The organism is Micromonospora sp. NPDC020750 (assembly GCF_044334565.1).
Classification (GTDB): Bacteria; Actinomycetota; Actinomycetes; order Mycobacteriales; family Micromonosporaceae; genus Micromonospora.
In genome coordinates this window covers 652187-673224 of the sequence record NZ_JBIRTH010000002.1, presented here as the reverse complement: position 1 = coordinate 673224, position 21038 = coordinate 652187, and the positions used below count along the sequence as shown (strand labels likewise).

General features: G+C 71.4%; 18 protein-coding genes. 12 read left to right on the top strand and 6 right to left on the bottom strand.

Annotation, left to right across the window (positions count from 1 at the left end; genetic code table 11):
- Nucleotides 1–54: 54 nt before the first annotated feature.
- Complete coding sequence (locus ACH4T9_RS08360) at nt 55–2199, top strand: prolyl oligopeptidase family serine peptidase (protein ID WP_396670208.1); 2145 nt, start codon at nt 55–57, stop codon at nt 2197–2199.
- Between the two features lie 69 nt (nt 2200–2268).
- Here the strand turns inward: ACH4T9_RS08360 and ACH4T9_RS08355 are convergent, their stop codons facing one another.
- The 5 genes from ACH4T9_RS08355 to ACH4T9_RS08335 form a co-directional block, all read right to left on the bottom strand.
- Complete coding sequence (locus ACH4T9_RS08355) at nt 2269–4011, bottom strand: ABC transporter substrate-binding protein (RefSeq protein ID WP_396670209.1); 1743 nt, start codon at nt 4009–4011, stop codon at nt 2269–2271.
- 134 nt (nt 4012–4145) lie between these two features.
- Nucleotides 4146–5132 (bottom strand): ABC transporter permease, encoded by a 987-nt coding sequence (locus tag ACH4T9_RS08350; protein WP_396670210.1) that lies wholly within the window; start codon nt 5130–5132, stop codon nt 4146–4148.
- Between the two features lie 9 nt (nt 5133–5141).
- Nucleotides 5142–6149 carry an ABC transporter permease gene (locus ACH4T9_RS08345; protein WP_396670211.1) on the bottom strand — a complete coding sequence of 336 codons (1008 nt, stop codon included), beginning with the start codon at nt 6147–6149 and terminating at the stop codon, nt 5142–5144.
- Entirely contained in the window at nt 6146–7150 is a 1005-nt protein-coding gene (locus ACH4T9_RS08340; protein ID WP_396670212.1) for an ABC transporter ATP-binding protein, read from the bottom strand. The genes ACH4T9_RS08345 and ACH4T9_RS08340 overlap by 4 nt, the downstream gene beginning before the upstream one ends.
- Nucleotides 7151–7261: 111 nt before the next feature.
- The gene (locus tag ACH4T9_RS08335; RefSeq protein WP_396670742.1) at nt 7262–8314 is read right to left on the bottom strand and encodes an ABC transporter ATP-binding protein; all 1053 of its coding nucleotides are present in this window, start codon (nt 8312–8314) and stop codon (nt 7262–7264) included.
- Nucleotides 8315–8592: 278 nt separating this feature from the next.
- Between ACH4T9_RS08335 and ACH4T9_RS08330 the strand changes: the two genes are divergently transcribed.
- From ACH4T9_RS08330 to ACH4T9_RS08305, 6 genes are all read left to right on the top strand, one after another.
- Nucleotides 8593–9141, top strand: a complete 549-nt coding sequence (locus ACH4T9_RS08330; RefSeq protein WP_396670213.1) for a Uma2 family endonuclease — start codon at nt 8593–8595, stop codon at nt 9139–9141.
- 32 nt (nt 9142–9173) lie between these two features.
- The gene (locus ACH4T9_RS08325) at nt 9174–10610 is read left to right on the top strand and encodes a TldD/PmbA family protein (protein ID WP_396670214.1); all 1437 of its coding nucleotides are present in this window, start codon (nt 9174–9176) and stop codon (nt 10608–10610) included.
- A gap of 20 nt (nt 10611–10630) precedes the next feature.
- A complete protein-coding gene (locus ACH4T9_RS08320) occupies nt 10631–12115 on the top strand; it encodes a TldD/PmbA family protein (RefSeq protein WP_396670743.1) in 1485 nt (494 codons plus the stop codon).
- A gap of 285 nt (nt 12116–12400) precedes the next feature.
- Nucleotides 12401–13207, top strand: a complete 807-nt coding sequence (locus tag ACH4T9_RS08315; protein WP_396670215.1) for a hypothetical protein — start codon at nt 12401–12403, stop codon at nt 13205–13207.
- Between the two features lie 10 nt (nt 13208–13217).
- Nucleotides 13218–15149 (top strand): fumarate reductase/succinate dehydrogenase flavoprotein subunit, encoded by a 1932-nt coding sequence (locus ACH4T9_RS08310; RefSeq protein ID WP_396670216.1) that lies wholly within the window; start codon nt 13218–13220, stop codon nt 15147–15149.
- Nucleotides 15149–16213 carry a succinate dehydrogenase/fumarate reductase iron-sulfur subunit gene (locus tag ACH4T9_RS08305; protein ID WP_396670217.1) on the top strand — a complete coding sequence of 355 codons (1065 nt, stop codon included), beginning with the start codon at nt 15149–15151 and terminating at the stop codon, nt 16211–16213. The genes ACH4T9_RS08310 and ACH4T9_RS08305 overlap by 1 nt, the downstream gene beginning before the upstream one ends.
- Before the next feature lie 80 nt (nt 16214–16293).
- Here ACH4T9_RS08305 and ACH4T9_RS08300 read toward each other — a convergent pair whose 3' ends face one another.
- Entirely contained in the window at nt 16294–16734 is a 441-nt protein-coding gene (locus tag ACH4T9_RS08300; protein ID WP_396670218.1) for a (deoxy)nucleoside triphosphate pyrophosphohydrolase, read from the bottom strand.
- A gap of 183 nt (nt 16735–16917) precedes the next feature.
- Between ACH4T9_RS08300 and ACH4T9_RS08295 the strand changes: the two genes are divergently transcribed.
- The 5 genes from ACH4T9_RS08295 (at nt 16918) to ACH4T9_RS08275 (ending at nt 20758) form a co-directional block, all read left to right on the top strand.
- On the top strand, nt 16918–17226 hold the full coding sequence (locus ACH4T9_RS08295; protein WP_396670219.1) for a 4a-hydroxytetrahydrobiopterin dehydratase: 309 nt from the start codon (nt 16918–16920) through the stop codon (nt 17224–17226).
- A gap of 119 nt (nt 17227–17345) precedes the next feature.
- On the top strand, nt 17346–17675 hold the full coding sequence (locus ACH4T9_RS08290) for a hypothetical protein (RefSeq protein ID WP_396670220.1): 330 nt from the start codon (nt 17346–17348) through the stop codon (nt 17673–17675).
- A gap of 87 nt (nt 17676–17762) precedes the next feature.
- Nucleotides 17763–18509: a class I SAM-dependent DNA methyltransferase gene (locus ACH4T9_RS08285; RefSeq protein WP_396670221.1), complete on the top strand. Its 747-nt coding sequence runs from the start codon at nt 17763–17765 to the stop codon at nt 18507–18509.
- Between the two features lie 127 nt (nt 18510–18636).
- Complete coding sequence (locus ACH4T9_RS08280; protein WP_387015306.1) at nt 18637–18999, top strand: PH domain-containing protein; 363 nt, start codon at nt 18637–18639, stop codon at nt 18997–18999.
- A gap of 421 nt (nt 19000–19420) precedes the next feature.
- Nucleotides 19421–20758 carry a peptidase C39 family protein gene (locus ACH4T9_RS08275; RefSeq protein WP_396670222.1) on the top strand — a complete coding sequence of 446 codons (1338 nt, stop codon included), beginning with the start codon at nt 19421–19423 and terminating at the stop codon, nt 20756–20758.
- The last annotated feature ends 280 nt before the right edge of the window (nt 20759–21038 follow it).

Below are 21038 nucleotides of genomic sequence, written 5' to 3'. Positions count from 1 at the left end.
CGCGTCCGCGCAGGTCGGCCACATCATCGCCGGCCCCGCTCTACGATCCGACGTGTGGACTTTCCGGAGCTGGCCGCCCGTACCCGCCGGTTCTCTCACGGGGCACCGCGCGCCGTCTCCGTGGCCGACGACGGCGCCCGGGTGATCTTCCTGCGCTCGACCGGTCCGGAGGATCCCGCCGACGCGCTCTGGCTGCTCGATCCGGCCAGCGGAGAGGAGCGGCTGGTCGCCGACCCGGCGAGGCTGCTCGGCGCCGGCGCCGACCCGTCGGCCCTCTCCCCCGGGGAGCGGGCGCTGCGCGAACGGCTGCGGCTCAGCGCCGCCGGCATCGGCTCGTACGCCCTGGACGGGGCCGGCCGGGTGGCGGTGTTCGCGCTGGCCGGCCGACTGTTCCGGGCCGACCTGGTGCACGGGGACGTGGTCGAGGTGGCCGTCGCCGGCCCGGTCATCGACCCGCGGCCGGACCCGACCGGCGAACGCCTGGCATACGTCACCGACGCCGCCGACGGGGTACGCCGGGGCGAGCTGCGGGTGGTGTCGCCCGACGGCACCGACACCCTGCTGGCCGGCGAGGACGCCGGGGTCACCTGGGGGCTGGCCGAGCACGTGGCGGCCGAGGAGTTCCACCGGTTCCGGGGCTACTGGTGGGCGCCGGACGGGCGTGGCGTGCTGGCCGCCCGGGTCGACGAGTCCCGGCTGCCCCGCTGGCACCTGCACGATGCGGCCGACCCGGCGAGCCCGGCGACCAGCATCGCGTACCCGCAGGCCGGCGGGCCGAACGCCGAGGTCAGCCTGCACCTGCTCGACCTCGACGGCGGCTGGGTCGACGTGCACTGGGACCGGGAGACCTACCCGTACCTGACGTCGGTCGACTGGTCCGACGGCAACCCGCTGATCACGGTGCTGCGCCGCTCCCAGCAGCACGGCCTGGTGCTCGCGGTGGACCCGCGCACCGGGGAGACCCAGGTGCACGCGGAGCTGGCCGACCCGCGCTGGGTGGAGCCGATCCCCGGCACCCCGGCGCACCTGCCGGACGGCCGGGTGCTGGTCGGCGGCGAGCTGGCCCACGACGGGTACGACGCCCGCTGCCTGTTCGCCGACGGCACCCTGCTCACCCCACCCTCGCTGTACGTGCGCCGGGTGGTGGGCCGGCTCCCCGCCGGCAACGGCCCGGCCGATCTGCTGGTCGAGGCGAGTGAGGGGGAACCGAGCCAGCGGCACCTGTACCGGGTCCGGACGCTGATCGGCGGCGGGGTGGACGCCCGTCGGATGAGCGGCACCCCCGGCTGGCACACCGGCGCGGTGGGCGGGGACACGCTGGTGGTCGGCACCGCCTCGCTGGACCAGCCGGGGACCACCTGGTCGGTGTGGCGCGGCGACCGGGAGGTGGCGCAGCTCCGCTCGTTGGCCGCGACCCCGCCGTACGCGCCCCGGCCGACGATGGTGCGGGTGACCGACCGGCGGCTGCCGAGCGCGGTGCTCTACCCGACCGACCACGTCAAGGGCACCCGGCTGCCGGTGCTGCTGGACGTCTACGGCGGCCCGGGGCACCAGGAGGTGGTGGCGGCCCGGTCGGCCTGGCTGGAGCGGCAGTGGTGGGCCGACTCCGGCTTCGCGGTGGTGACGGTCGACAACCGGGGCACCCCCGGGGTGGCCCCGTCCTTCGAGAAGGCGGTGCACCGGCGGGTGGCCGACGTGGTGCTGACCGACCAGATCGACGCGCTGACCGCGCTCGCCGGCAAGCACCCCGACCTGGACCTGGGACGGGTCGGCGTGCGGGGCTGGTCGTTCGGCGGCTGGCTGGCCGGGCTGGCGGTGCTGCGGCACCCGGAGCTGTTCCGGTGCGGGATCGTCGGCGCCCCGGTCACCGACTGGGCGCTGTACGACACCGCGTACAGCGAGCGCTACCTGGGGATGCCGGAGGACGGGGTGGACGTCTACGCGCACCACTCGCTGCTGGAGCTGGCCGCCGAGCGGCCGGTGTCCGGCGAGCCGGCCCGGCCGATGTTGCTGCTGCACGGCCTGGTCGACGACAACGTGGTGGCCGCGCACACGCTGCGGCTGTCGGCGGCGCTGCTGGGCGCGGGCCGGCCGCACTCGGTGCTGCCGCTGACCGGGGCCACCCACATGGCCGCGGGCGGCCTGTCGGAGCGCCTGCTCCGCCTGGAGTTGGACTTCCTCCGCACCCATCTCGGGTGACGGCGGACGGAAGGGCCCCCTCGCACGGCGCTGTGCGAGGGGGCCCGGCCGTCGGCGGTCAGCCGAGGGTCACGGCTTGACGTGCGCGTTCACGAAGGACGGGTACCCGAAGACGCTGGAGATGAAGACCCCGCCGGCCTTGGAGCCGTGTACGGCGTAGGCCACGTCGACGAAGAGCGGCACCACCGGCGCGTGCTCCTTCATGATCTTCTGGTCGAGCTTGGCCCACTCCGGCCCCTGCTTGGTCGGCTCCAGGGCGAGGATCCGGTCGAACTCGGCGTTGATCGCCGGGTCGTTGAAGAACGCGCTGTTGCTGTTGCCCTCGGCCTTGATGGTCCGGCCGTCGTAGAGCACCGGCAGGATGGACGCGCCGCTGGGCCAGTCCGCCGCCCAGTTACCGATGTACAGGTCCCAGGGGTTGTTCTTCTTCTTGACCTCGTCGAGCTTCGCGTCGTCCGGGATGTTCCGGACGGTGATCTTGAAGCCGGCCCGCTCCAGGTTGCCCTTGAGCTGGATCGCGACCTTCTGCTCGCCCGTGTTGTCGGCCACCCCGAGGACCAGCTCCGGGGTCTTGCCGCCGAGCAGCTCCTTGGCCTTGTCGACGTTGCCGTTGGCCCCGGCCGGGTACGCGTCGTACGCCTCGTAGCCGATGGTGGACGACGGCATCAGCGTGGTCATCGGCTGGGCCACGGTCTGTCCGCCGACCGCCTTGATCAGGCCCTCGCGGTCGATGGCGTAGTTCAGCGCCTGGCGGATCTTGAGATCCGTCACCCGCTGGTTGTTGATCACGAGCTGGTTGGAGCTCGGCGTCGGGGAGAGGATGGTCCGCGACTTCAGCGCCTGGTCCTGGGCCACCTTGGCGACCAGCGAGGACGGCACGTAGTTGAAGGCGATCGCGCTCTGGTCGGCGCCGTTGTCGGCGATCACCCGGTTGTTCGCGGCGTCGGCGGTCGGGCCGAAGCTCCAGACGAACTGGTCCGGGTACTGGTGGCGCACCGGGTCGGTGTTGGCGTCCCAGTGGGGGTTGCGGTCCAGGGTGAGCTGCACGCCGGCCTGGTTCTTGGCGACCTTGTACGGGCCGGAGGAGAACGGCCGCTGGTCCAGGTTGACCCCGGTGTCCTTGTCGGCCTTCAGCGGGGCGCTGGTCGGCAGCGACACCGCGAACGGCAGGTCACAGCGGGCCTTGGCGAACTCGAAGCGCAGGGTCTTCGGGTCCGGGGCGGTCAGCCCCGGCGGCAGCGAGGTCTGGTTCTTCTTGAAGTCCCACTTGGTGTCGAACTGCGGGGTGTCGGCCAGCCACTCCTGCACGTAGGTCGGGCCGCCGGCGAGGTCCGGGTTGAAGGACCGGGCGATGCCGTACGCGATCTCCTTGGAGGTGATCGGGCTGCCGTCCTCGAACTTCACCCCGTCCTTGATCTTGAACTCCCAGACCTTGCAGTCGGAGTTGACGTTGGTGCCCGGGGTCTCGGCCAGGTCGCCGACCAGGACCAGGCCGCCCTTGCCGTCGTCCTTCCAGGTGGTCAGGTAGCGGGAGAAGAGCGGGTTGGCCATCAGGCCCGCGAACGAGTACGTCCGCTGCGGGTCCAGGTGGGAGATCGGGGTCTCCCGGATGATGGTGAAGGTGCCGCCCTTCTGCGCCCCGCTCACCTCGGCCGCCGGGCCCTTCGAGTCCTTCGGGTCCGTGGCGATGACCCCGGTCTGCTGCCGGGTGTTGTCCACCGTGGTGCCCTCGCCCGTGTTCTCCGAGCACGCCCCCAACGTCACCACCAGTGCGATGGCGCCGCCTGCGGCGACCGCTGCGCGTGGTCTCATCTGCTATCCCCTCCACCCGGTGCCGCCGGGCGGAAACGCCGACGTCCCGAGGATCGTAAAGAAGAAAATCTCCGAATTGTGTAACGGTTTTCGATAACTTCCGTCGCCGGTCGGGGAAGCCGCCCGTCGGCGGGTCAGCGCAGCCGCACCCGGGGGTCGATCACGGCGTAGAGCAGGTCCACCAGGACGTTGGCCAGCACCACGAAGACCGCGGAGATGAGCACGGTCGCCATGATGGTGGGCAGGTCACCGTCGCTGACCGCGTTCACCGCGGTACGCCCCAGCCCCTGGATGCCGAAGGTGGTCTCGGTGATGACGGTCCCGCCCAGCGCCCCACCGACGTCCAGCCCCGCGATGGTCACCACCGGGGTGATCGCCGCGCGCAGCGCGTGCCGCCCGTACACCTTGGGTTTGCTCAGGCCCTTGGCCCGCGCGGTGCGGACGTAGTCCTCGGACAGCGTCTCCAGCATCTGCGCCCGGGACAACCTGGCGTAGATGGCGGAGTAGAGGAAGGCCAGCGCGACCCAGGCGAGCACCAGGCCGCTGGCCCACTTCGCCGGATTGTCGAACAGTGATGTGTAGCTCGGCACCGGTAGCAGCCGCAGGTTGTAGACGAAGACCAGGAGCAGCACCGCGCCGACGAAGTAGAGCTGCAACGACGCGCCGGTCAGCGAGAAGCCGATGGCCACCCGGTCCAGCCAGGTGCCCCGGCGCAGCGCCGAGATCATGCCGAGGCCGACCCCGAGCAGCAGCCAGAGGATCGCCGCCGGGAGCACGATGCTCAGGGTCACCGGCAGCACCCGGGCGATGGTGTCGCTGACCGCCTCGTTGTTCACGTACGACCAGCCCAGGCAGGGGGCGTCGCACCGGCCGCCCTGGGCGCTGCCCAGGTCCCGACCGGTCACGATGCCCTTCATGTAGCCGGCGTACTGGCTGATCAACGGATCGCGCAGGCCCAGCTCCTGACGGACCCGCTCCAGTCGCTCCGGGTTGCAGTTCTTCGGGCACATGCCGGTGACCGGGTCCCGGGGCAGGGCGAAGAACATCAGGAAGCTGAGCACGCTCACCGCGAACAGCGTGACCACGGCGGAGAGCAGCCGCTTGACCAGGAATCGCGCCATGGTAAACCCCTACCGGGACGACTTCGGGTCGAGCGCGTCGCGCAGCGCGTCCCCGAAGAGGTTGAAGGCGAGCACCAGCGCGAAGATCGTGATGCCGGGAAAGAAGACGTACGCCGCGTCGGTCTGGAGGTAGTCCAGGCTGCGGTAGATCATCCGGCCGAAGCTCGGCGTCTCGTCGGTGAGGCCGACGCCGATGAACGACAGCGCCGCCTCGCTGGTGATGTACGAGGGCACCGCGAGGGAGAACGACACCAGGATCGGCGCCCAGATGTTCGGCAGGAGCTGGCGGAAGAGCATGTGTCCCAGCCCGGCCCCGCTGGCCCTGGCCGCCTCCACGAACTCCCGCTCGCGCAGCGCGATGACCTGCCCCCGGACCAGCCGGGCGGTGCTGGTCCAGCCGAACAGGGCGAAGATGGCGATCAGCACGCCGATCTGGAACGCGGGCGGAACCGCCTCGCGCTGGCCGTAGAAGCGCAGCGCGACGGTCGGGGTCAGGGCCAGCGCGATGACCAGGAACGGCATGGCCAGCGTCAGGTCGGTGATCCAGTTGATCACCGCGTCGATCCAGCCGCCCAGGTAGCCGGCGAGGGTTCCCAGCAGGATGCCGAACGCGGCGGTGATCACGGCGGCGGCGAACGCGATGAACAGCGACGTCCGCAGGCCGTGCACCATCCGGATGAAGATGTCCCGGCCCAGGCCCGGCTCCAGCCCGAACCAGTGCTCGCCGGTGATGCCCCCGGCGTAGCCCAGCGGCATGCCGAAGCCGTCGAGCCGGTCCTGGAACTGATCGCGCGGGCCCACCCCGTACAGCGCCTCGATCAGCGGCACGGCGAGGGCGAGCAACACGAAGAAGATCAGCATCGCGGCACTGATCATGGCCGTGCGGTCCCGCCGCAGCCGGATCCAGGCGAGCTGGCCGGGCGACCGGCCGACGAAGCCCTTCGCTTTCGGCGCGTCGCCGTCGCCGGTGGACTCGATCTCCGCCAGCGCCACACCCTCGACCGGGGACAGGCTCACCTCGTCACCTCCGCACCACTCACGCCGGCCCGCTCGGACTCCGGGAAGTGGCAGGCCGTCGACTGGGCGCCGCCGTCCCGGGGCTTCAGGGCCGGCTCCTCGGTGGCGCAGACGTCCTGCGCCTTCCAGCAGCGGGTGCGGAACCGGCAGCCCGACGGCGGGTTCAGCGGGGTCGGCACGTCGCCGGTCAGCCGGATCCGGCCGCCCGGCCCGAGCGTCGTCACGTCAGGAATCGCCGACAGCAGGGCCCGGGTGTACGGGTGCTGCGGGCGCTCGTAGATGTCCGCCCGGTCGCCGATCTCGACGATCCGGCCCAGGTACATCACGGCGACCCGCTGGCAGAAGTGCCGCACCACGGCCAGGTCGTGGGCGATGAAGACGAACGCCAGACCGAGGTCCCGTTGCAGGTCCCGCAGCAGGTTGACCACCTGCGCCTGGATCGAGACGTCCAGGGCGGAGACCGGCTCGTCGGCGACGATCAGCTTCGGCCGCAGGGCCAGTGCCCGGGCGATGCCGATGCGCTGCCGCTGCCCGCCGGAGAACTCGTGCGGGTAGCGGTTGTAGTGCTCGGGATTGAGCCCGACCAGCTCCAGCAACTCCTGCACCCGCTTGCGCACCCCGCCCGGCGGATTGATCCCGTTGACCTGCAACGGCATCGCCACGATCCGGCCCACGGTGTGCCGGGGGTTCAGCGAGGCGTACGGGTCCTGGAAGATGATCTGGAGGTCCTGCCGCAGCGGGCGCAGCTCGCGCCGCTTGGCGTGGGTGATGTCCCGCCCGTCGAACTCGATCTTCCCGGCGGTCGGCTCCAGCAGCCGCACCAGCATCCGGCCGGTGGTGGTCTTACCGCAGCCGGACTCCCCCACCAGGCCCAGCGTCTCGCCGGGGCGCACCTCGAAGTCCAGGCCGTCGACCGCCTGGACCAGACCGGTGCTCCGGAACCCGTCGCGCACCGGGAAGTGCTTGGTCAGCCCGCTGACCCGCAGCAACGGCTCACTCACTTGAGCCACCCTCGTTCGCGACTGCGGGACTCTGCTCCGCTACGTTCCTCGCGCTCACCCACGCACCCTCGTTCGCGACTGCGGGACTCCGCTCCGCTACGTTCCTCGCGCTCACCGTGCCACCCCCACATGTGCGACGTCCTCGCGGTACAGCTGGGTGCGCTCCCGCGCGGACAGGTGGCAGGCGACCAGGTGACCCGCCTCGCCGGCCGGGCCCAGCGTCGGGACCTCGGTGCGGGAGCGGTCGCCGTTGCGGTCGGCGTACCGGCAGCGGGGGTGGAAGGCGCAGCCCGACGGGAGGTTGACCAGGCTGGGCGGGTTGCCCGGGATGGGGACCAGGTCCGCGTCCGAGTCGCCGTGCAGCGACGGCACGCTGGAGAGCAGACCCCAGGTGTACGGGTGCTGCGGGCGCCGGAGCACCTGCTCCACGGCGCCGTGCTCGACGGCCCGTCCGCCGTACATCACCAGCACCTCGTCGGCGACCTGGCTGACCACGCCGAGGTCGTGGGTGATCAGGATGATCGCGGAGTGGAACTCGGCCTGGAGGTCGGCGAGCAGGTCGAGGATCTGCGCCTGCACGGTGACGTCGAGCGCGGTGGTCGGCTCGTCGGCGATCAGCAGGTCCGGGTCGTTGACCAGGGCCATGGCGATCATCGCCCGCTGCCTCATGCCGCCGGAGAACTCGTGCGGGTACTGGTCGTACCGCTTCGCCGGCTGTGGGATGCCGACCCGGCCGAGCATGTCCACGGCCCGCCGCCGGGCCTCCCGCCTGCCGGCCCCCGGGTGGTGCACCCGGTACGCCTCGGCGATCTGCTTCCCCACGGTGTAGTACGGGTGCAGCGCGGACAGCGGGTCCTGGAAGATCATCGCCATGTCCCGACCGCGCAGTTGACGCACGTCCTCCTCCGGCAGGCCGATGAGCTGCCGGCCGCCGACGGAGATCCCGCCGGTGATGGTGGCGCGCTTCGGATCGTGCAGGCCGAGGATCGCCAGCGAGGTGACGCTCTTGCCCGAGCCGGACTCGCCGACGATGCCGAGGGTGCGCCCGCGCTCGACGGCGAAGGAGACCCCGTCCACCGCGCGGACCGTGCCGTCGGAGGTGGCGAACCGCACCCGCAGGTCGCTCACCCTCAGGTACGGGCCGTCTCCGCGCTGCTCCGGCACGCCGGGACGGTCGCCCGGTTGCCCGGACGGCGCTGGTGCTGGCTTGTCCACGACCGCCTCCCTCAGTGACGAAGAGAACCTACAACAGTTCACTGAGGCTGAAAATAAGCTACAAAACGGGAGCTGTCAGCGGGGGTCAGCGTAACGACTCGGCATCTACCTGCGGCACCCCCCACCAGGACATCGAAGCGATGCGTACCCGCCCGGTCGCACCCCGGGTGCGACCATGGTGGCGGCAACCGGGAGACGATCCGTGCCGGATCGAGGTGGAGGTGACCATGACCGCGGCAATGTTCGACCACGACGGCCCGTGGACCGAGGAGGAGTACCTCGCCCTCGGCGAGACGTCCCAGCGGGTCGAACTCTTCGACGGGAGCCTCCACGTGACCCCAGCCCCCACCCCCCGGCACCAGCGAATCTCACGCAAGCTGGGCAACATCCTCGAACCGGCCGCCGAGGCCGTCGGGCTGGAACTGCTGGAGGCGGTGAACGTCCGGCTCAGGCCCGGACGGGTCCCCATTCCCGACCTCGTCGTCACGAACCCGGTCGACCTCGACGATCCCAACGTGGAGGCGCACGGGGTCCGGCTGGTCTGCGAGATCATCTCGCCGAGCAACGCGGCCACCGACAAGGTGCTCAAGATGCACTACTACGCCGCCGCCGGCATCGACTGGTACCTGCTGATCGAGCAGGACACCGGCGCGCTGCGCCTGTACCACCGTCGACACGCCCACTACGTGGAGCACTCGGCGGTCAAACGGGGCGAGGTGCTGGAGCTGACCGAGCCCGTCGTGGCGACGGTCCGGCCGGAGGATCTCGTCCCCTGACGGATGTCGGTCCCGTCACCTAGGGTCGGGCCATGACCGGATTCGACGCGGCGTCCGCGGCCGTGCAGGCCGCCCTGAACGCGGGGGCCCGGTACGCCGACGCCCGGGTGATGCACCGTCGGTACGAGTCGATGTCGGCCCGCAACGGCGACGTCGAGGAGCTGACCCAGGACGAGAGCCTCGGGCTGGGCGTCCGGGCGCTGGTCGGGTCGAGCTGGGGCTTCCACGCCGTGCCCGACCTGTCCGACGCGGCGGCCCGCGACTCCGGCCGGCGGGCCGCGCGGATCGCCGCCGCGAGCGCCCGGGTCCCCGGCCCGCCGATCGATCTGGTGCCGGCCGAGCCGACCGTCGCTAGCTGGTCCTCGCAGTGCGAGGTGGACCCGCTCGGGGTGGCCCTGTCCGACAAGGGCGACCTGCTGGTCGGCGCGACCGCGACGATGGCCGCCCACGGCGCGGACGTGGCCGAGGGGCTCTACCAGGTCTGGGACACCACGAAGTGGTTCGTCTCCAGCGAGGGCCACCGCATCGACCAGCACATCCGAGAGTGCGGCGGCGGCATCTCCGCCACCTCGATCGGCGACGGCGAGACCCAGCGCCGGTCGTACCCGAGCTACCGGGGCCAGTACGGCACCACCGGTTGGGAGCTGGTCACCTCACTCGACCTGGCCGCGCACGCCGCCCGGATCGCCGAGGAGAGCCGGGCGCTGCTCACCGCTCCGCAGTGCCCGGTCGGCGAGACCGACCTGATCCTCGGCGGCGAGCAGCTCGCGTTGCAGATCCACGAGTCGGTCGGGCACGCCATCGAGCTGGACCGCATCCTCGGCTGGGAGGCCGCTTTCGCCGGCACATCCTGGCTGGACCTGGCCCAGCTCGGCTCGCTGCGCTACGGCTCGGACCTGATGAACGTCACCATCGACCCGACCATCCCCGGCGCGCTGGGCAGCTTCGGCTTCGACGACGAGGGCTCCCCGGCGGTGCGGCGGGACGCGGTGCGCGAGGGCCGGTGGGTCGGGGTGCTCGCCGGCCGGGACTCGGCCGCCGTCGCCGGCCTGGACCACGGCGGCAGCGTACGGGCCGACGGCTGGGCCCGGCTGCCGATGGTGCGGATGACCAATGTGGGCCTGGAGCCCGGCCCGCACACCCTCGACGAGATCGTCGCGGCCACCGACGACGGCGTCCTGATGGACGTCAACCGCTCCTGGTCGATCGACGACAAGCGGCTCAACTTCCAGTTCGGCTGCGAGATCGGCTGGGAGGTGAAGCGGGGCCGGCGGGGGCGGATGCTGCGCAACCCCACCTACACCGGCATCGGGCCGCTGTTCTGGCGCTCGATGGACATGCTCTCCTCGGAGACCGTCGCGTGGGGCACGCCGAACTGCGGCAAGGGCCAGCCCGGCCAGACCGGCCACACCGGCCACCCGGCCGCGCCGGCCCGATTCCGCAACGTCCGAGTGGGGGTCCGCGCATGAGCGAGCGCAGCGGTGGTCGTATGAACCAGGACGCCGAGCAGCACGCGCTCGACCTCGCCGGCCGGGTGGTCGACCTGGTCCGCCGGCTGGGCGGGCCGGGGGCCGGGGCCGAGGTGGTGGTCACCCGGTCCGAGCTGGCGCTGACCCGGTTCGCCAACTCCTTCATCCACCAGAACGTGGCCGAGTCGGGCGTCGGGGTGCGGCTGCGGCTGCACGCCGACGGGCGTACGGCCGCCGGCAGCGGCAGCGTGGTCACCCCGGACGGGTTGGCCGCCCTGGTCGAGCGGACCCTGACCGCGGCCCGGCTCTGCCCGCCCGACCCGGCCTGGCCGGGGCTGACCCCACCGGTGTCGGTGCCGGCCGTCCCGGCGTGGGACGAGGCCACCGCGTTCGCCGAGCCCGACGAGCGGGCCGAGCGGGTGCGCGCGTTCGTGGCCGCCGTCGGCGGGCTGGAGGCCGCCGGTTACTGCCGCACCGCGTACCGGGCGGCGGCGTTCGCCAACTCGGCCGGCCACTCGGCGCAGGGCAGCGCGGCCGAGGCGGCGATGGACGGCATCGCCCGGGCCGGCGCGGCGGACGGGGTGGCCCGGCTCTGCGCGGACCGGCTCGCCGACCTCGACGGGGCGGCGCTGGGGCTCCGGGCCGCCACGAAGGCCCGCGCCGCCGTGGACCCGGTCGAGCTGCCGCCGGGCCGGTACGAGGTGGTGCTGGAGCCGGCCGCCGTGGCCGACCTGCTGCACAACTTCGCCATGTGGGGCTTCAACGGCAAGCGGTTCGCCGAGCGGCAGTCGTTCGCCGAGCCGGGCGTCGCCCAGTTCGATCCGGCGGTGACGCTCGTCGACGACCCGCTCGGCGGCTCCGGGCTGCCGTTCGACGCCGAGGGCACCGGCCGGCGGGCGCTGACCCTGGTGGACGCGGGCACCACGGTCGCCGTGGCGCACGACCGGCGCAGCGGCGCGCAGGCCGGCGCGGGCTCCACCGGGCACGCGGAGCCGGGGGCGACCACCTTCGGCCCGACCCCCGGCAACCTGCGGCTCACCGGCACCGGAGGGGTGGCCACCGCCGGTGCCACCCGGGGAACGGGCACCCCTGTGGCGGGTTTCACTGCGGCCGGCGGTGGGCCGGAGATGCCGGGCGGGCCGCTGGACGGGGCGGAGACGCCGGGCGGGCCGGTGCTCGACGCCGAGACCGCCGCCCTGGTCGCCGGGATGGAACGTGGCCTGCTGGTCAGCGACCTCTGGTACACCCGGGTGCTGGACACCAAGAGCCTGGTGATCACCGGGCTGACCCGCAACGGGGTTTGGCTGGTGGAGGGCGGTGTGCCGGTCCGGGCGGTACGGGATTTCCGCTTCACCGAGTCGTATCCCAGGGCGTTGGGGCCCGGCGCGGTGCTCGGGATCGGCCGTCGCCCGGTCCGGCAGCCGGACCGGGTCGACGGCGTCTGGTGGGACGCCCCGGCCCTGCGGCTGGCCGCCTGGAACTTCACCGGCGGCGCCTCCGGCTGACCCCACGCGCGACCGGCCGTCCCCGGCCCGGCCTGCGCGGTGAGGTTCTCGACACCCGGAAATCCAACGTGTTGCGAGGGCTTTTCGGGGGACCGGACACCCGGGACACTCCCTTGCGCGGACGGCCAGCGAAGATCGGCGTAACGTGTGTCACTTAGCTGCGCCGGCACACCGGTGCGGTCGTTGGCTTGCGCGTGACGTGGCAGCGGGTACGAGGTTCGCCGGTCCGCGTGCCGGCCGGAACATGATGCCGCCCGTCAGGGCCCCGTCAGGGAGACGACTCGAATGACATCAACGGCAACGAGGCCGCGGGGCGCGCGAGCACGCGCCGCCATAGCGGCGAAGACGTTGCGGACCGACCGCTGGTGGATAGCCCCACTGATCACCGTCGTCGGGCTCAGCGCCTGGATCGCGTACGCGACGGTCCGGGTCTTCATGCACAAGTGGTACTGGGTGGAGCAGTACCACTACCTGACCCCGTTCTACTCCCCCTGCGTCACCGAGCGGTGTGTCGAGAGCGCCTCGCACTTCGGGCGCTTCCTGCCCGGCTGGTGGGTCATCCCGGACGCGGCGCTGACCCTGCCGTTCCTGCTGCTGTTCCGGCTCACCTGCTACTACTACCGCAAGGCGTACTACCGGTCGTTCTGGCTGTCGCCGCCGGCCTGCGCGGTCCCGGACGGGCACAAGACCTACTCCGGCGAGACCCGGTTCCCGCTGCTCGGCCAGAACCTGCACCGCTACTTCTTCTACGCCGCCGCGGTCATCTCGCTGATCAACACCTGGGACGCGATCCTGGCCTTCCACTCGCCGAAGGGCTTCGGCTTCGGGCTGGGCAACATCGTCCTGCTGGTCAACGTGATCATGCTGTGGGCGTACACGATCTCCTGCCACTCCTGCCGGCACATCATCGGCGGGCGGCTCAAGCACTTCTCCAAGCACCCGGTGCGGTACAAGGCATGGACGTTCATCTCCACGCTGAACGCCAAGCACATGCAGCTCGCCTGGATCACCCTCGGCACCCTGGCGCTGACCGACTTCTACGTCATGGCGGTCGCGGCCGGCTGGTTCAACGACCTGCGGTTCATCAACTAGAGGGCCTGACATGACCACCACGAATCGCATCGAACGACACCACTACGACGTCGTCGTGATCGGGGCCGGCGGCGCCGGCCTGCGCGCGGCGATCGAGGCCCGGCTCGCCGGCAAGAAGACCGCGATCATCTCGAAGTCGCTGTTCGGCAAGGCGCACACGGTGATGGCCGAGGGTGGCGCCGCCGCCGCCATGGGCAACGTGAACAGCCGGGACAACTGGCAGGTGCACTTCCGCGACACCATGCGCGGCGGCAAGTTCCTCAACAACTTCCGGATGGCCGAGCTGCACGCGAAGGAGTCGCCGCAGCGGATCTGGGAGCTGGAGACGTACGGGGCGCTCTTCGACCGCACCAAGGACGGGAAGATCTCCCAGCGCAACTTCGGCGGCCACGAGTACCCGCGGCTGGCGCACGTCGGCGACCGGACCGGCCTGGAGCTGATCCGCACCCTCCAGCAGAAGATCGTCTCCCTCCAGCAGGAGGACAAGGCGGAACTGGGCTCGTACGACGCCCGGATCAAGGTGTTCGACGAGACCACCATCACCGAGCTGCTCCTCGACGGCGAGAAGGTCGCCGGGGCGTTCGGCTACTACCGGGAGTCCGGCGAGTTCATCCTGCTCGAGGCCCCGGCGGTGGTGCTGGCCACCGGCGGCGTCGGCCGGTCGTACAAGGTCACCTCGAACTCCTGGGAGTACACCGGGGACGGGCACGCGCTGGCGCTGCGCGCCGGGGCGACGCTGATCAACATGGAGTTCCTCCAGTTCCACCCGACCGGCATGGTCTGGCCGCCCTCGGTGAAGGGCATCCTGGTCACCGAGTCGGTGCGCGGCGACGGCGGCGTGCTGAAGAACTCCGACGGCAAGCGGTTCATGTTCGACTACGTCCCCGACGTCTTCCGCAAGCAGTACGCGGAGACCGAGGAGGAGGCGGACCGCTGGTACACCGACCCGGACAACAACCGGCGCCCGCCGGAGCTGCTGCCCCGCGACGAGGTCGCCCGGGCGATCAACAGCGAGGTCAAGGCCGGTCGGGGTACGCCGGCCGGCGGCGTCTACCTGGACATCGCCTCCCGGCGCTCGGCCGAGGAGATCCGCCGTCGCCTGCCGTCGATGTACCACCAGTTCAAGGAGCTGGCCGACGTCGACATCACCAAGGAGCCGATGGAGGTCGGCCCGACCTGTCACTACGTGATGGGCGGCGTCGAGGTGGACCCGGACTCCGGGGCCGCGTTCGGCAGCGTGCGCGGGCTGTTCGCCGCGGGTGAGGTCTCCGGCGGCATGCACGGGTCGAACCGCCTCGGCGGCAACTCGCTGTCCGACCTGCTGGTCTTCGGCAAGCGGGCGGGTGGCCACGCCGCGTCGTACACCGATCAGCTCACCGCGCGCCCGAAGGTGGCGATCAGCGCGGTGGAGGCCGCGGTGGAGACGGCGCTCGCGCCGTTGCAGCGCGACACCGGGGAGAGCCCCTACCACCTCCAGCAGGACCTCCAGGCGGTGATGGGCGACCTGGTCGGCATCATCCGGCGTGAGGGCGAGCTGGCCGACGCGCTGGGCCGGCTGGCCGAGCTGCGCGAGCGGGTGGCGAAGGTCAGCGCGGTGGGCGGCCGGCGGTACAACCCGGGCTGGCACCTGGCGCTGGACCTGCGCAACATGCTGGTGGTCTCGGAGTGCACCGCGAAGGCGGCGCTGGAGCGGCAGGAGTCGCGCGGCGGGCACACCCGGGAGGACTTCCCCGCGATGGACCCGATGTGGCGGCGGGTGAACCTGGTCTGCTCGTTGAACGGCGACGCCGTGCGGCTGACCCACAAGCCGCTGCCGAAGATGCGGTCGGAGCTGATCGGCCTCTTCGACCGCGCGGAACTGGCCAAGTACCTGACCGACGAGGAGCTGGCAGACTTCGACGCCCTCGTCTCGGACGCCGACGCCGAGGAGGCGGGGAACTGATGGGCACCAAGCGTCACTTCAGGGTCTGGCGCGGCGACGAGAGCGGCGGCGACCTTCAGGACTACCAGGTCGAGGTCAACGAGGGCGAGGTGGTTCTCGACATCATCCACCGGCTCCAGGCCACCGACGCGCCGGACCTTGCCTGCCGGTGGAACTGCAAGGCCGGCAAGTGCGGCTCCTGCTCCATGGAGATCAACGGGATGCCCAAGCTGGGCTGCATGACCCGGATGTCGACCTTCGAGGAGACCGAGACCGTCACGGTCACCCCGCTGCGCACCTTCCCGATCATCCGGGACCTGGTCACCGACGTCTCGTTCAACTACGAGAAGGCGCGGGAGACCCCGGCGTTCGCACCGCCGGCCGGGGTGGCCCCGGGCGACTACCGGATGCAGCAGGTGGACGTCGAGCGCTCGCAGGAGTTCCGCAAGTGCATCGAGTGCTTCCTGTGCCAGAACACCTGCCACGTGATCCGGGACCACGACGAGAACAAGCACGCCTTCGCCGGCCCCCGGTACTTCATCCGGGCCGCCGAGCTGGACATGCACCCGCTCGACGCGCGGACCGACCGCAGGGAGTACACGCAGGCGGAGCAGGGGCTCGGCTTCTGCAACATCACCAAGTGCTGCACCGAGGTCTGCCCAGAGCACATCAAGATCACGGACAACGGGATCATCCCCATGAAGGAGCGGGTCGTCGACCGCAGGTACGATCCCCTTGTGTGGCTCGGTAACAAGATCTTTCGGAGGGGTCAGGTGCCTCAGACCTTCGTGACCAGCGCGAAGCACGGCGACGCGGTGCACTCCCACGCCGCGCACGGCGGGGTGCACTCGCACGCGGGCGACTCGCACGACCCGGCAGCCGAGGCCCAGGCCCAGGCCGGCGTCAACTGGCACCGCGAGGTGCCGAGGCCGACCGCCCCGGCCGTTGACGACAACGGCAGGCTCCCGCTGACGGAGCTCACCTTCGACCGGGCCGCCGCGCCGTCGCCGTTCGGCGACGACGTGACGTTCCCACTGCCCCCGGAGCACCTGAACTTCGCCCACCCGGAGCAGGACAAGCACTGAGCACGGCGACACGGACGGGGGCCACGGCACACGCCGGCGGCCCCCGTCCGCATTTCGCCCGTACGCCCCGCTTCCGCCGGTCAGTCGGCGGTGAGCAGCGGGCGCAGGGCGGCGACGATCGGGGCGTCGGCGGGAAGCCAGGTGACCGAGTCGAGTTCGTGGGCGGCCAGCCAGCGCAGGGCGGAGTGCTCCAGGGCCTGCGGCTGGTCGCCGTGCAGCAGGCTGGCGGCGTACACCTTGAGCACCGAGCGGCCGTGGGCCATCCGCACGTTGCGGCCGACCCGGTCGCCGACCGCCACGCGTACGGCCAGTTCCTCGGCGCATTCGCGGACCAGCGCGGCGGTCTCGCTCTCCCCCGGCTCCACCTTGCCGCCCGGGAACTCCCACATTCCGGCGACCTCGGGCGGGGCGGACCGGGCGCAGGCGAGCACCCGCCCGTCCGCGATGATCGCCGCGCCCACGATCACCTTCGGTTCCTGTCGTTCGGTCTGTCCGCCTTCGCTGGCCCGTTCGGTCTGCACGGGCGTCCAGGGTGCCAGATCAATCGGCGGTTTGGGTACCGTGACCGTCCGCCAGGCCAGTAGAAGTGGGAAGTGTGGGCGTGGACACACCGTCGGTCGGACGACAGACTTGAGCCACCGGCATAGACACGGGACGGCGACGATTTGGCCACAAGCCGGCAACGACGCCTGGGAGGTGCGGTGATGCGCGTGCTGTTCAGGGGACGGACGAAGCACGACTACCTGAGCGACGCACTGACCCTGTTGACCGGATGGACCCGGGAGGGTGAACAAATCCGGCGCACGCTGGAGATGGACGACGCCCAGCACGCCGCGCTCACCGAACGGGTGAAGGTGGTCGCCGACGCCCTGCACCTGCGCCCCGAGATCAGCCGCCGGGGCGACCAGACCCAGATCCGGGTCGGGCACGGCGACGGCGAGCCGCTCACCGAGGGCGAGGTCCTGCTGGCCGCCCGCATCGAGGACGTGTACCGGGCCGTCACCAGCGCCTGAGAGCTTCCTGAGAATCTTTGTTTTGCCCGAAGGGTGCGCGGGTAATGAATCGGTGCGGGACGAGACAAACTTTCCCGCAAAGGATCAACCTGACGAATCGCATTTTTTTGGGAGCTGACATGACCGCGCCGACCACCAGCAACAAGCACGTGACCGACCACGCCGACCACCGCCCGGGCCACGACGTGCACCACGTCGCCCGGCACGGCGACGAGACAAAGCCGTCGTGGAAGACCACCGAGCTGGCCGTCTACCTGCTGGCGGTCATCGGCGTGCTGATCGCCTCGCAGACCGTCGGTGACGGCGCGGCCAACAACGGCGCGGACTACTTCGCGGCCGACAAGGCCTGGTGGTACATCACCCTGCTGACCATCGGTTACCTGATCAGCCGGGGCCTGGCGAAGTCCGGCAGCCGCACCCACGACAACGACCCGCGCACCAACCGGTAAGCGCATTCGTCACGGAGCCCCGCCGATCGCATCGACGATGCCCGGCGGGGCTCCGTCGCGTCCGCGTCCCGCCACTACCATCCCCGGATGCGGCACGGCGAGTTCCTCGATCCTCTGCTGGTGCCGGTCTACGACGCCGAGTGCGTCTGGGGCCCCGACGACGACTTCTTCCTGTCGCTGGTGGGCGATACCCCGGCCGCCCGCGTGCTCGACCTGGGCTGCGGCACCGGCCGGCTCACCGTCGCCCTGGCCGCCGCCGGGCACACCGTCACCGGCGTGGACCCGGCCGGCCCCGCCCTCGCGGCGGCGCGGCTCAGGCCCGGCGCGGACCGGGTCGCCTGGGTCGAGGGGACGTCCGTCGGACTGCCCGCCGGGGCCTACGACGTGGCCGTCATGACCAGCCACGTGGCGCAGGTGTTCGTGACCGACGAGGAGTGGGACCGTACCCTCGCCGACCTGGCGCGGGCGCTCGCGCCCGGCGGCCGGCTGGCGTTCGACTCCCGCGACCCGGCGGCGCGGCGGTGGGAGCGCTGGAACCCGACCGACTCGTCCCGGCCGGTCCGCCTGCCGGTCCGCCTGCCGGGCGGCCGGACGGTGCGGGCCTGGACGGAGGTGACCGGGGTACGCGACCGGACGGTCAGCTTCACCCAGCACTACGTGTTCCCGGGCGGCGAGGAGCGGCTCAGCTCGGCGACCCTGCGCTTCCGCAGCGAGGCGGAGTTGCGCGGGTCCCTGCGTGACGCCGGCTTCACCGTCGAGCGGGTCCACGGCGGCTGGGACGGGCAGGCCGTGGGCGAGGGCGACGGGGAACTGGTCGTCGTCGCCCGGACGTAGGCACGGCGGGGCCGACCGGGGTCGAAATGGGTTGGCCGGGGCGGCGGGCCCGGCGCAGAAGGCGGTGGAGGGCGGGGGCGACTGACGGCGGCGGGGCGGCTGGCGCGACCTGCCTACCGTGGGACGCATGGCCAACGCGACGTACGACCGCAAGGAGCAGTTCCAGCAGATCCAGAGCGGACTCCTCGACGGTGAGCAGATCATCTCCGTCTACGACGCCGTGGGCACCGGCACCGGGTTCATCGGCCTCACCGACCGGCGCGTGATCATCCAGGACCGGTCCTTCGTCGGCAAGCGGTACGCGATCACCAGCATCCCGTACTCGAAGATCACCAGCGTGAGCGTGGTGAGCAACAAGTCGTGGGGTGGGTCGTTCTTCTCCACCGGCGCGATCGCGATCCACGTCGGCACCCACACGTACGAGGTCGAGTTCCGGGGCGCGGAGAAGAGCCACCACGTGCACAACGTGATCCTGCACTACATCTCCTGACCCTCACGGGTTCACCCGCTGCCTCAGGCGATCCCTGTCGACGGTCGCCCTAGGCCCGGCGGGAGACGAAGGGCCACGTCTTCGGCGGCAGGCGAGCGCGTGCGCCATTACCGAAGCCGACCGCTGCCCTGACGATGAAACGAGGGGGCGCCGCTCAGGTGGCACCCCCTTCGCCGTGAGCGCGACGCCCGGCGGGAAGCGCCTTCACCAGGGCGAAGGGGTAGCGGGAAACGGACGCTGGGGCGCCGGGGGCGTACTGGCAGCAGGCCGAGCCCGAGGGATGCACCCCGAGCAGGTCGACCCTCGATTCATGCTGGCCGATGCTTGCGCCGGCAATAATTTTCCATACACAAACCTATGGTGAAGCTTCCCTCCATGCAGGACAGTGAACGATAACGATGCCTCACCCTGTGGAGCTGCCATGGCCATGACACCGCTGCGCGCCGTCACCCTCGCGGGTGCCACCGCGCTCGCCCTCCTCGGCACCACCGCCCCTGCAGGGGCTACCAGGCCGGTTGCCGGAGCCAGCATGGTCACCCACGACGAGCAGATCACCTGGCAGGGCTGGTCCGGCGCCACCCTGTCAGCCGGCGCCACCGCCGGCACTACCGTCACCGCCGCCGGGCTCACCCTCGGCACCCCGGCCGGCACCACCGTCTACAGGGACCCGCACACCAGCATCAAGCGGACCTGGGCGTACGGCACCTGGACCTCCCCGCTGACCGAGGTCGGCTTCGGCGCCAGCGAGCTGGTCGCCTCTTGGAACGCCGACACCCCGGCCGGTACCTGGCTCCAGGTCGAACTCCAGGGCACCTACACCACCGGCACCCGCACGCCGTGGTACGTGCTGGGGCGCTGGGCCTCCGGCGACGGCGACATCAAGCGGACCAGCGTCGACAGGCAGGGCGACAGGACGTCCAGCATCTTGGCCGACACCTTCACCATCAACAACGCGAGCGCCGGGGTGCTGCTGCGGGCGTACCAGCTCCGGCTGACCCTCTACCGCGACCCGGCGCAGACCGCCTCCCCGCTGGTCCGCTCGGTCGGCGCGATGAGCTCGAACGTGCCCGACCGGTTCACCGTCACCCCCAGCGCCGGCCACATCGCCTGGGGCACCGAGCTGGCGGTCCCCCGCTACTCGCAAAACGTCCACACCGGCCATTACACGCAGTACGGCGGCGGCGGCGAGGCCTGGTGCTCGCCGACCTCCGTCGAAATGGTCGTCGAGTACTGGGGCCGGAAGCCCTCCGCCGCCGACACGTCCTGGGTGGACCCCAGCCACGCGGACCCGACGGTTGACCACGCCGCCCGGATGACCTACGACTACCAGTACAAGGGCACCGGCAACTGGCCGTTCAACACCGCGTACGCAGCCCGTTTTCCCGGGCTGGAAACGAAGGTGACCCGGCTGCACTCGCTCGACGAGATCGAGCACTTCATCGCCGCAGGCATGCCTGTAGTGGTCAGTCAGTCCTTCCTCGCCAGCGAGCTGACCGGGGCGGGCTACGGCACCGCCGGGCACCTGATGGTGGTGGTCGGCTTCACACCCACCGGTGATGTGATCGTCAACGACCCGGCCTCACCCCGCAACGACGCGGTACGGCACGTCTACTCCCGGACCCAGTTCGAGCAGATCTGGCTGCGGACCAAGCGGACCACGGCCAACGGCGGCACAAGCAGCGGCTCCGGCGGCATCGTCTACCTCATCAAGCCGACCGGGGTGGCCTGGCCACAGGTGACGGGCTCCACCAACTGGTAGCGACGGTCGGCGCCATCGCCGTCGGGCACCGACACCGAAGTTCACCACGGAGCGGGAGGCCGTCGCCTGCGTGGCGGCCAGGGGCCGCTGGCGGGAGGCGTTCCACGACCTGCGGCACGCCTACGCCACCTGGCTGGTCCCCGACGGCCTCCCGCTCAGCTCTGCTGCCTCGGACCAGGGAGGCACTCGGATGGGACCTTCGGCGCGGACGGAGAACCCGCGGCCTGGGCCCTCACACTGAGGCCGGAGAGGGAAACCCCCGTCGGGGGGATGCGGTCTG

Coding starts and splice junctions, on each gene's coding strand:
- ACH4T9_RS08315 (WP_396670215.1), top strand. CDS start 12,401: ATGACATCAACGGCAACGAGGCCGCGGGGCGCGCGAGCACGCGCCGCC.
- ACH4T9_RS08290 (WP_396670220.1), top strand. CDS start 17,346: ATGACCGCGCCGACCACCAGCAACAAGCACGTGACCGACCACGCCGAC.
- ACH4T9_RS08350 (WP_396670210.1), bottom strand. CDS start 5,132: ATGGCGCGATTCCTGGTCAAGCGGCTGCTCTCCGCCGTGGTCACGCTG.
- ACH4T9_RS08320 (WP_396670743.1), top strand. CDS start 10,631: ATGAACCAGGACGCCGAGCAGCACGCGCTCGACCTCGCCGGCCGGGTG.
- ACH4T9_RS08280 (WP_387015306.1), top strand. CDS start 18,637: ATGGCCAACGCGACGTACGACCGCAAGGAGCAGTTCCAGCAGATCCAG.
- ACH4T9_RS08295 (WP_396670219.1), top strand. CDS start 16,918: ATGCGCGTGCTGTTCAGGGGACGGACGAAGCACGACTACCTGAGCGAC.
- ACH4T9_RS08285 (WP_396670221.1), top strand. CDS start 17,763: ATGCGGCACGGCGAGTTCCTCGATCCTCTGCTGGTGCCGGTCTACGAC.
- ACH4T9_RS08310 (WP_396670216.1), top strand. CDS start 13,218: ATGACCACCACGAATCGCATCGAACGACACCACTACGACGTCGTCGTG.
- ACH4T9_RS08330 (WP_396670213.1), top strand. CDS start 8,593: ATGACCGCGGCAATGTTCGACCACGACGGCCCGTGGACCGAGGAGGAG.
- ACH4T9_RS08355 (WP_396670209.1), bottom strand. CDS start 4,011: ATGAGACCACGCGCAGCGGTCGCCGCAGGCGGCGCCATCGCACTGGTG.
- ACH4T9_RS08325 (WP_396670214.1), top strand. CDS start 9,174: ATGACCGGATTCGACGCGGCGTCCGCGGCCGTGCAGGCCGCCCTGAAC.
- ACH4T9_RS08275 (WP_396670222.1), top strand. CDS start 19,421: ATGGCCATGACACCGCTGCGCGCCGTCACCCTCGCGGGTGCCACCGCG.
- ACH4T9_RS08305 (WP_396670217.1), top strand. CDS start 15,149: ATGGGCACCAAGCGTCACTTCAGGGTCTGGCGCGGCGACGAGAGCGGC.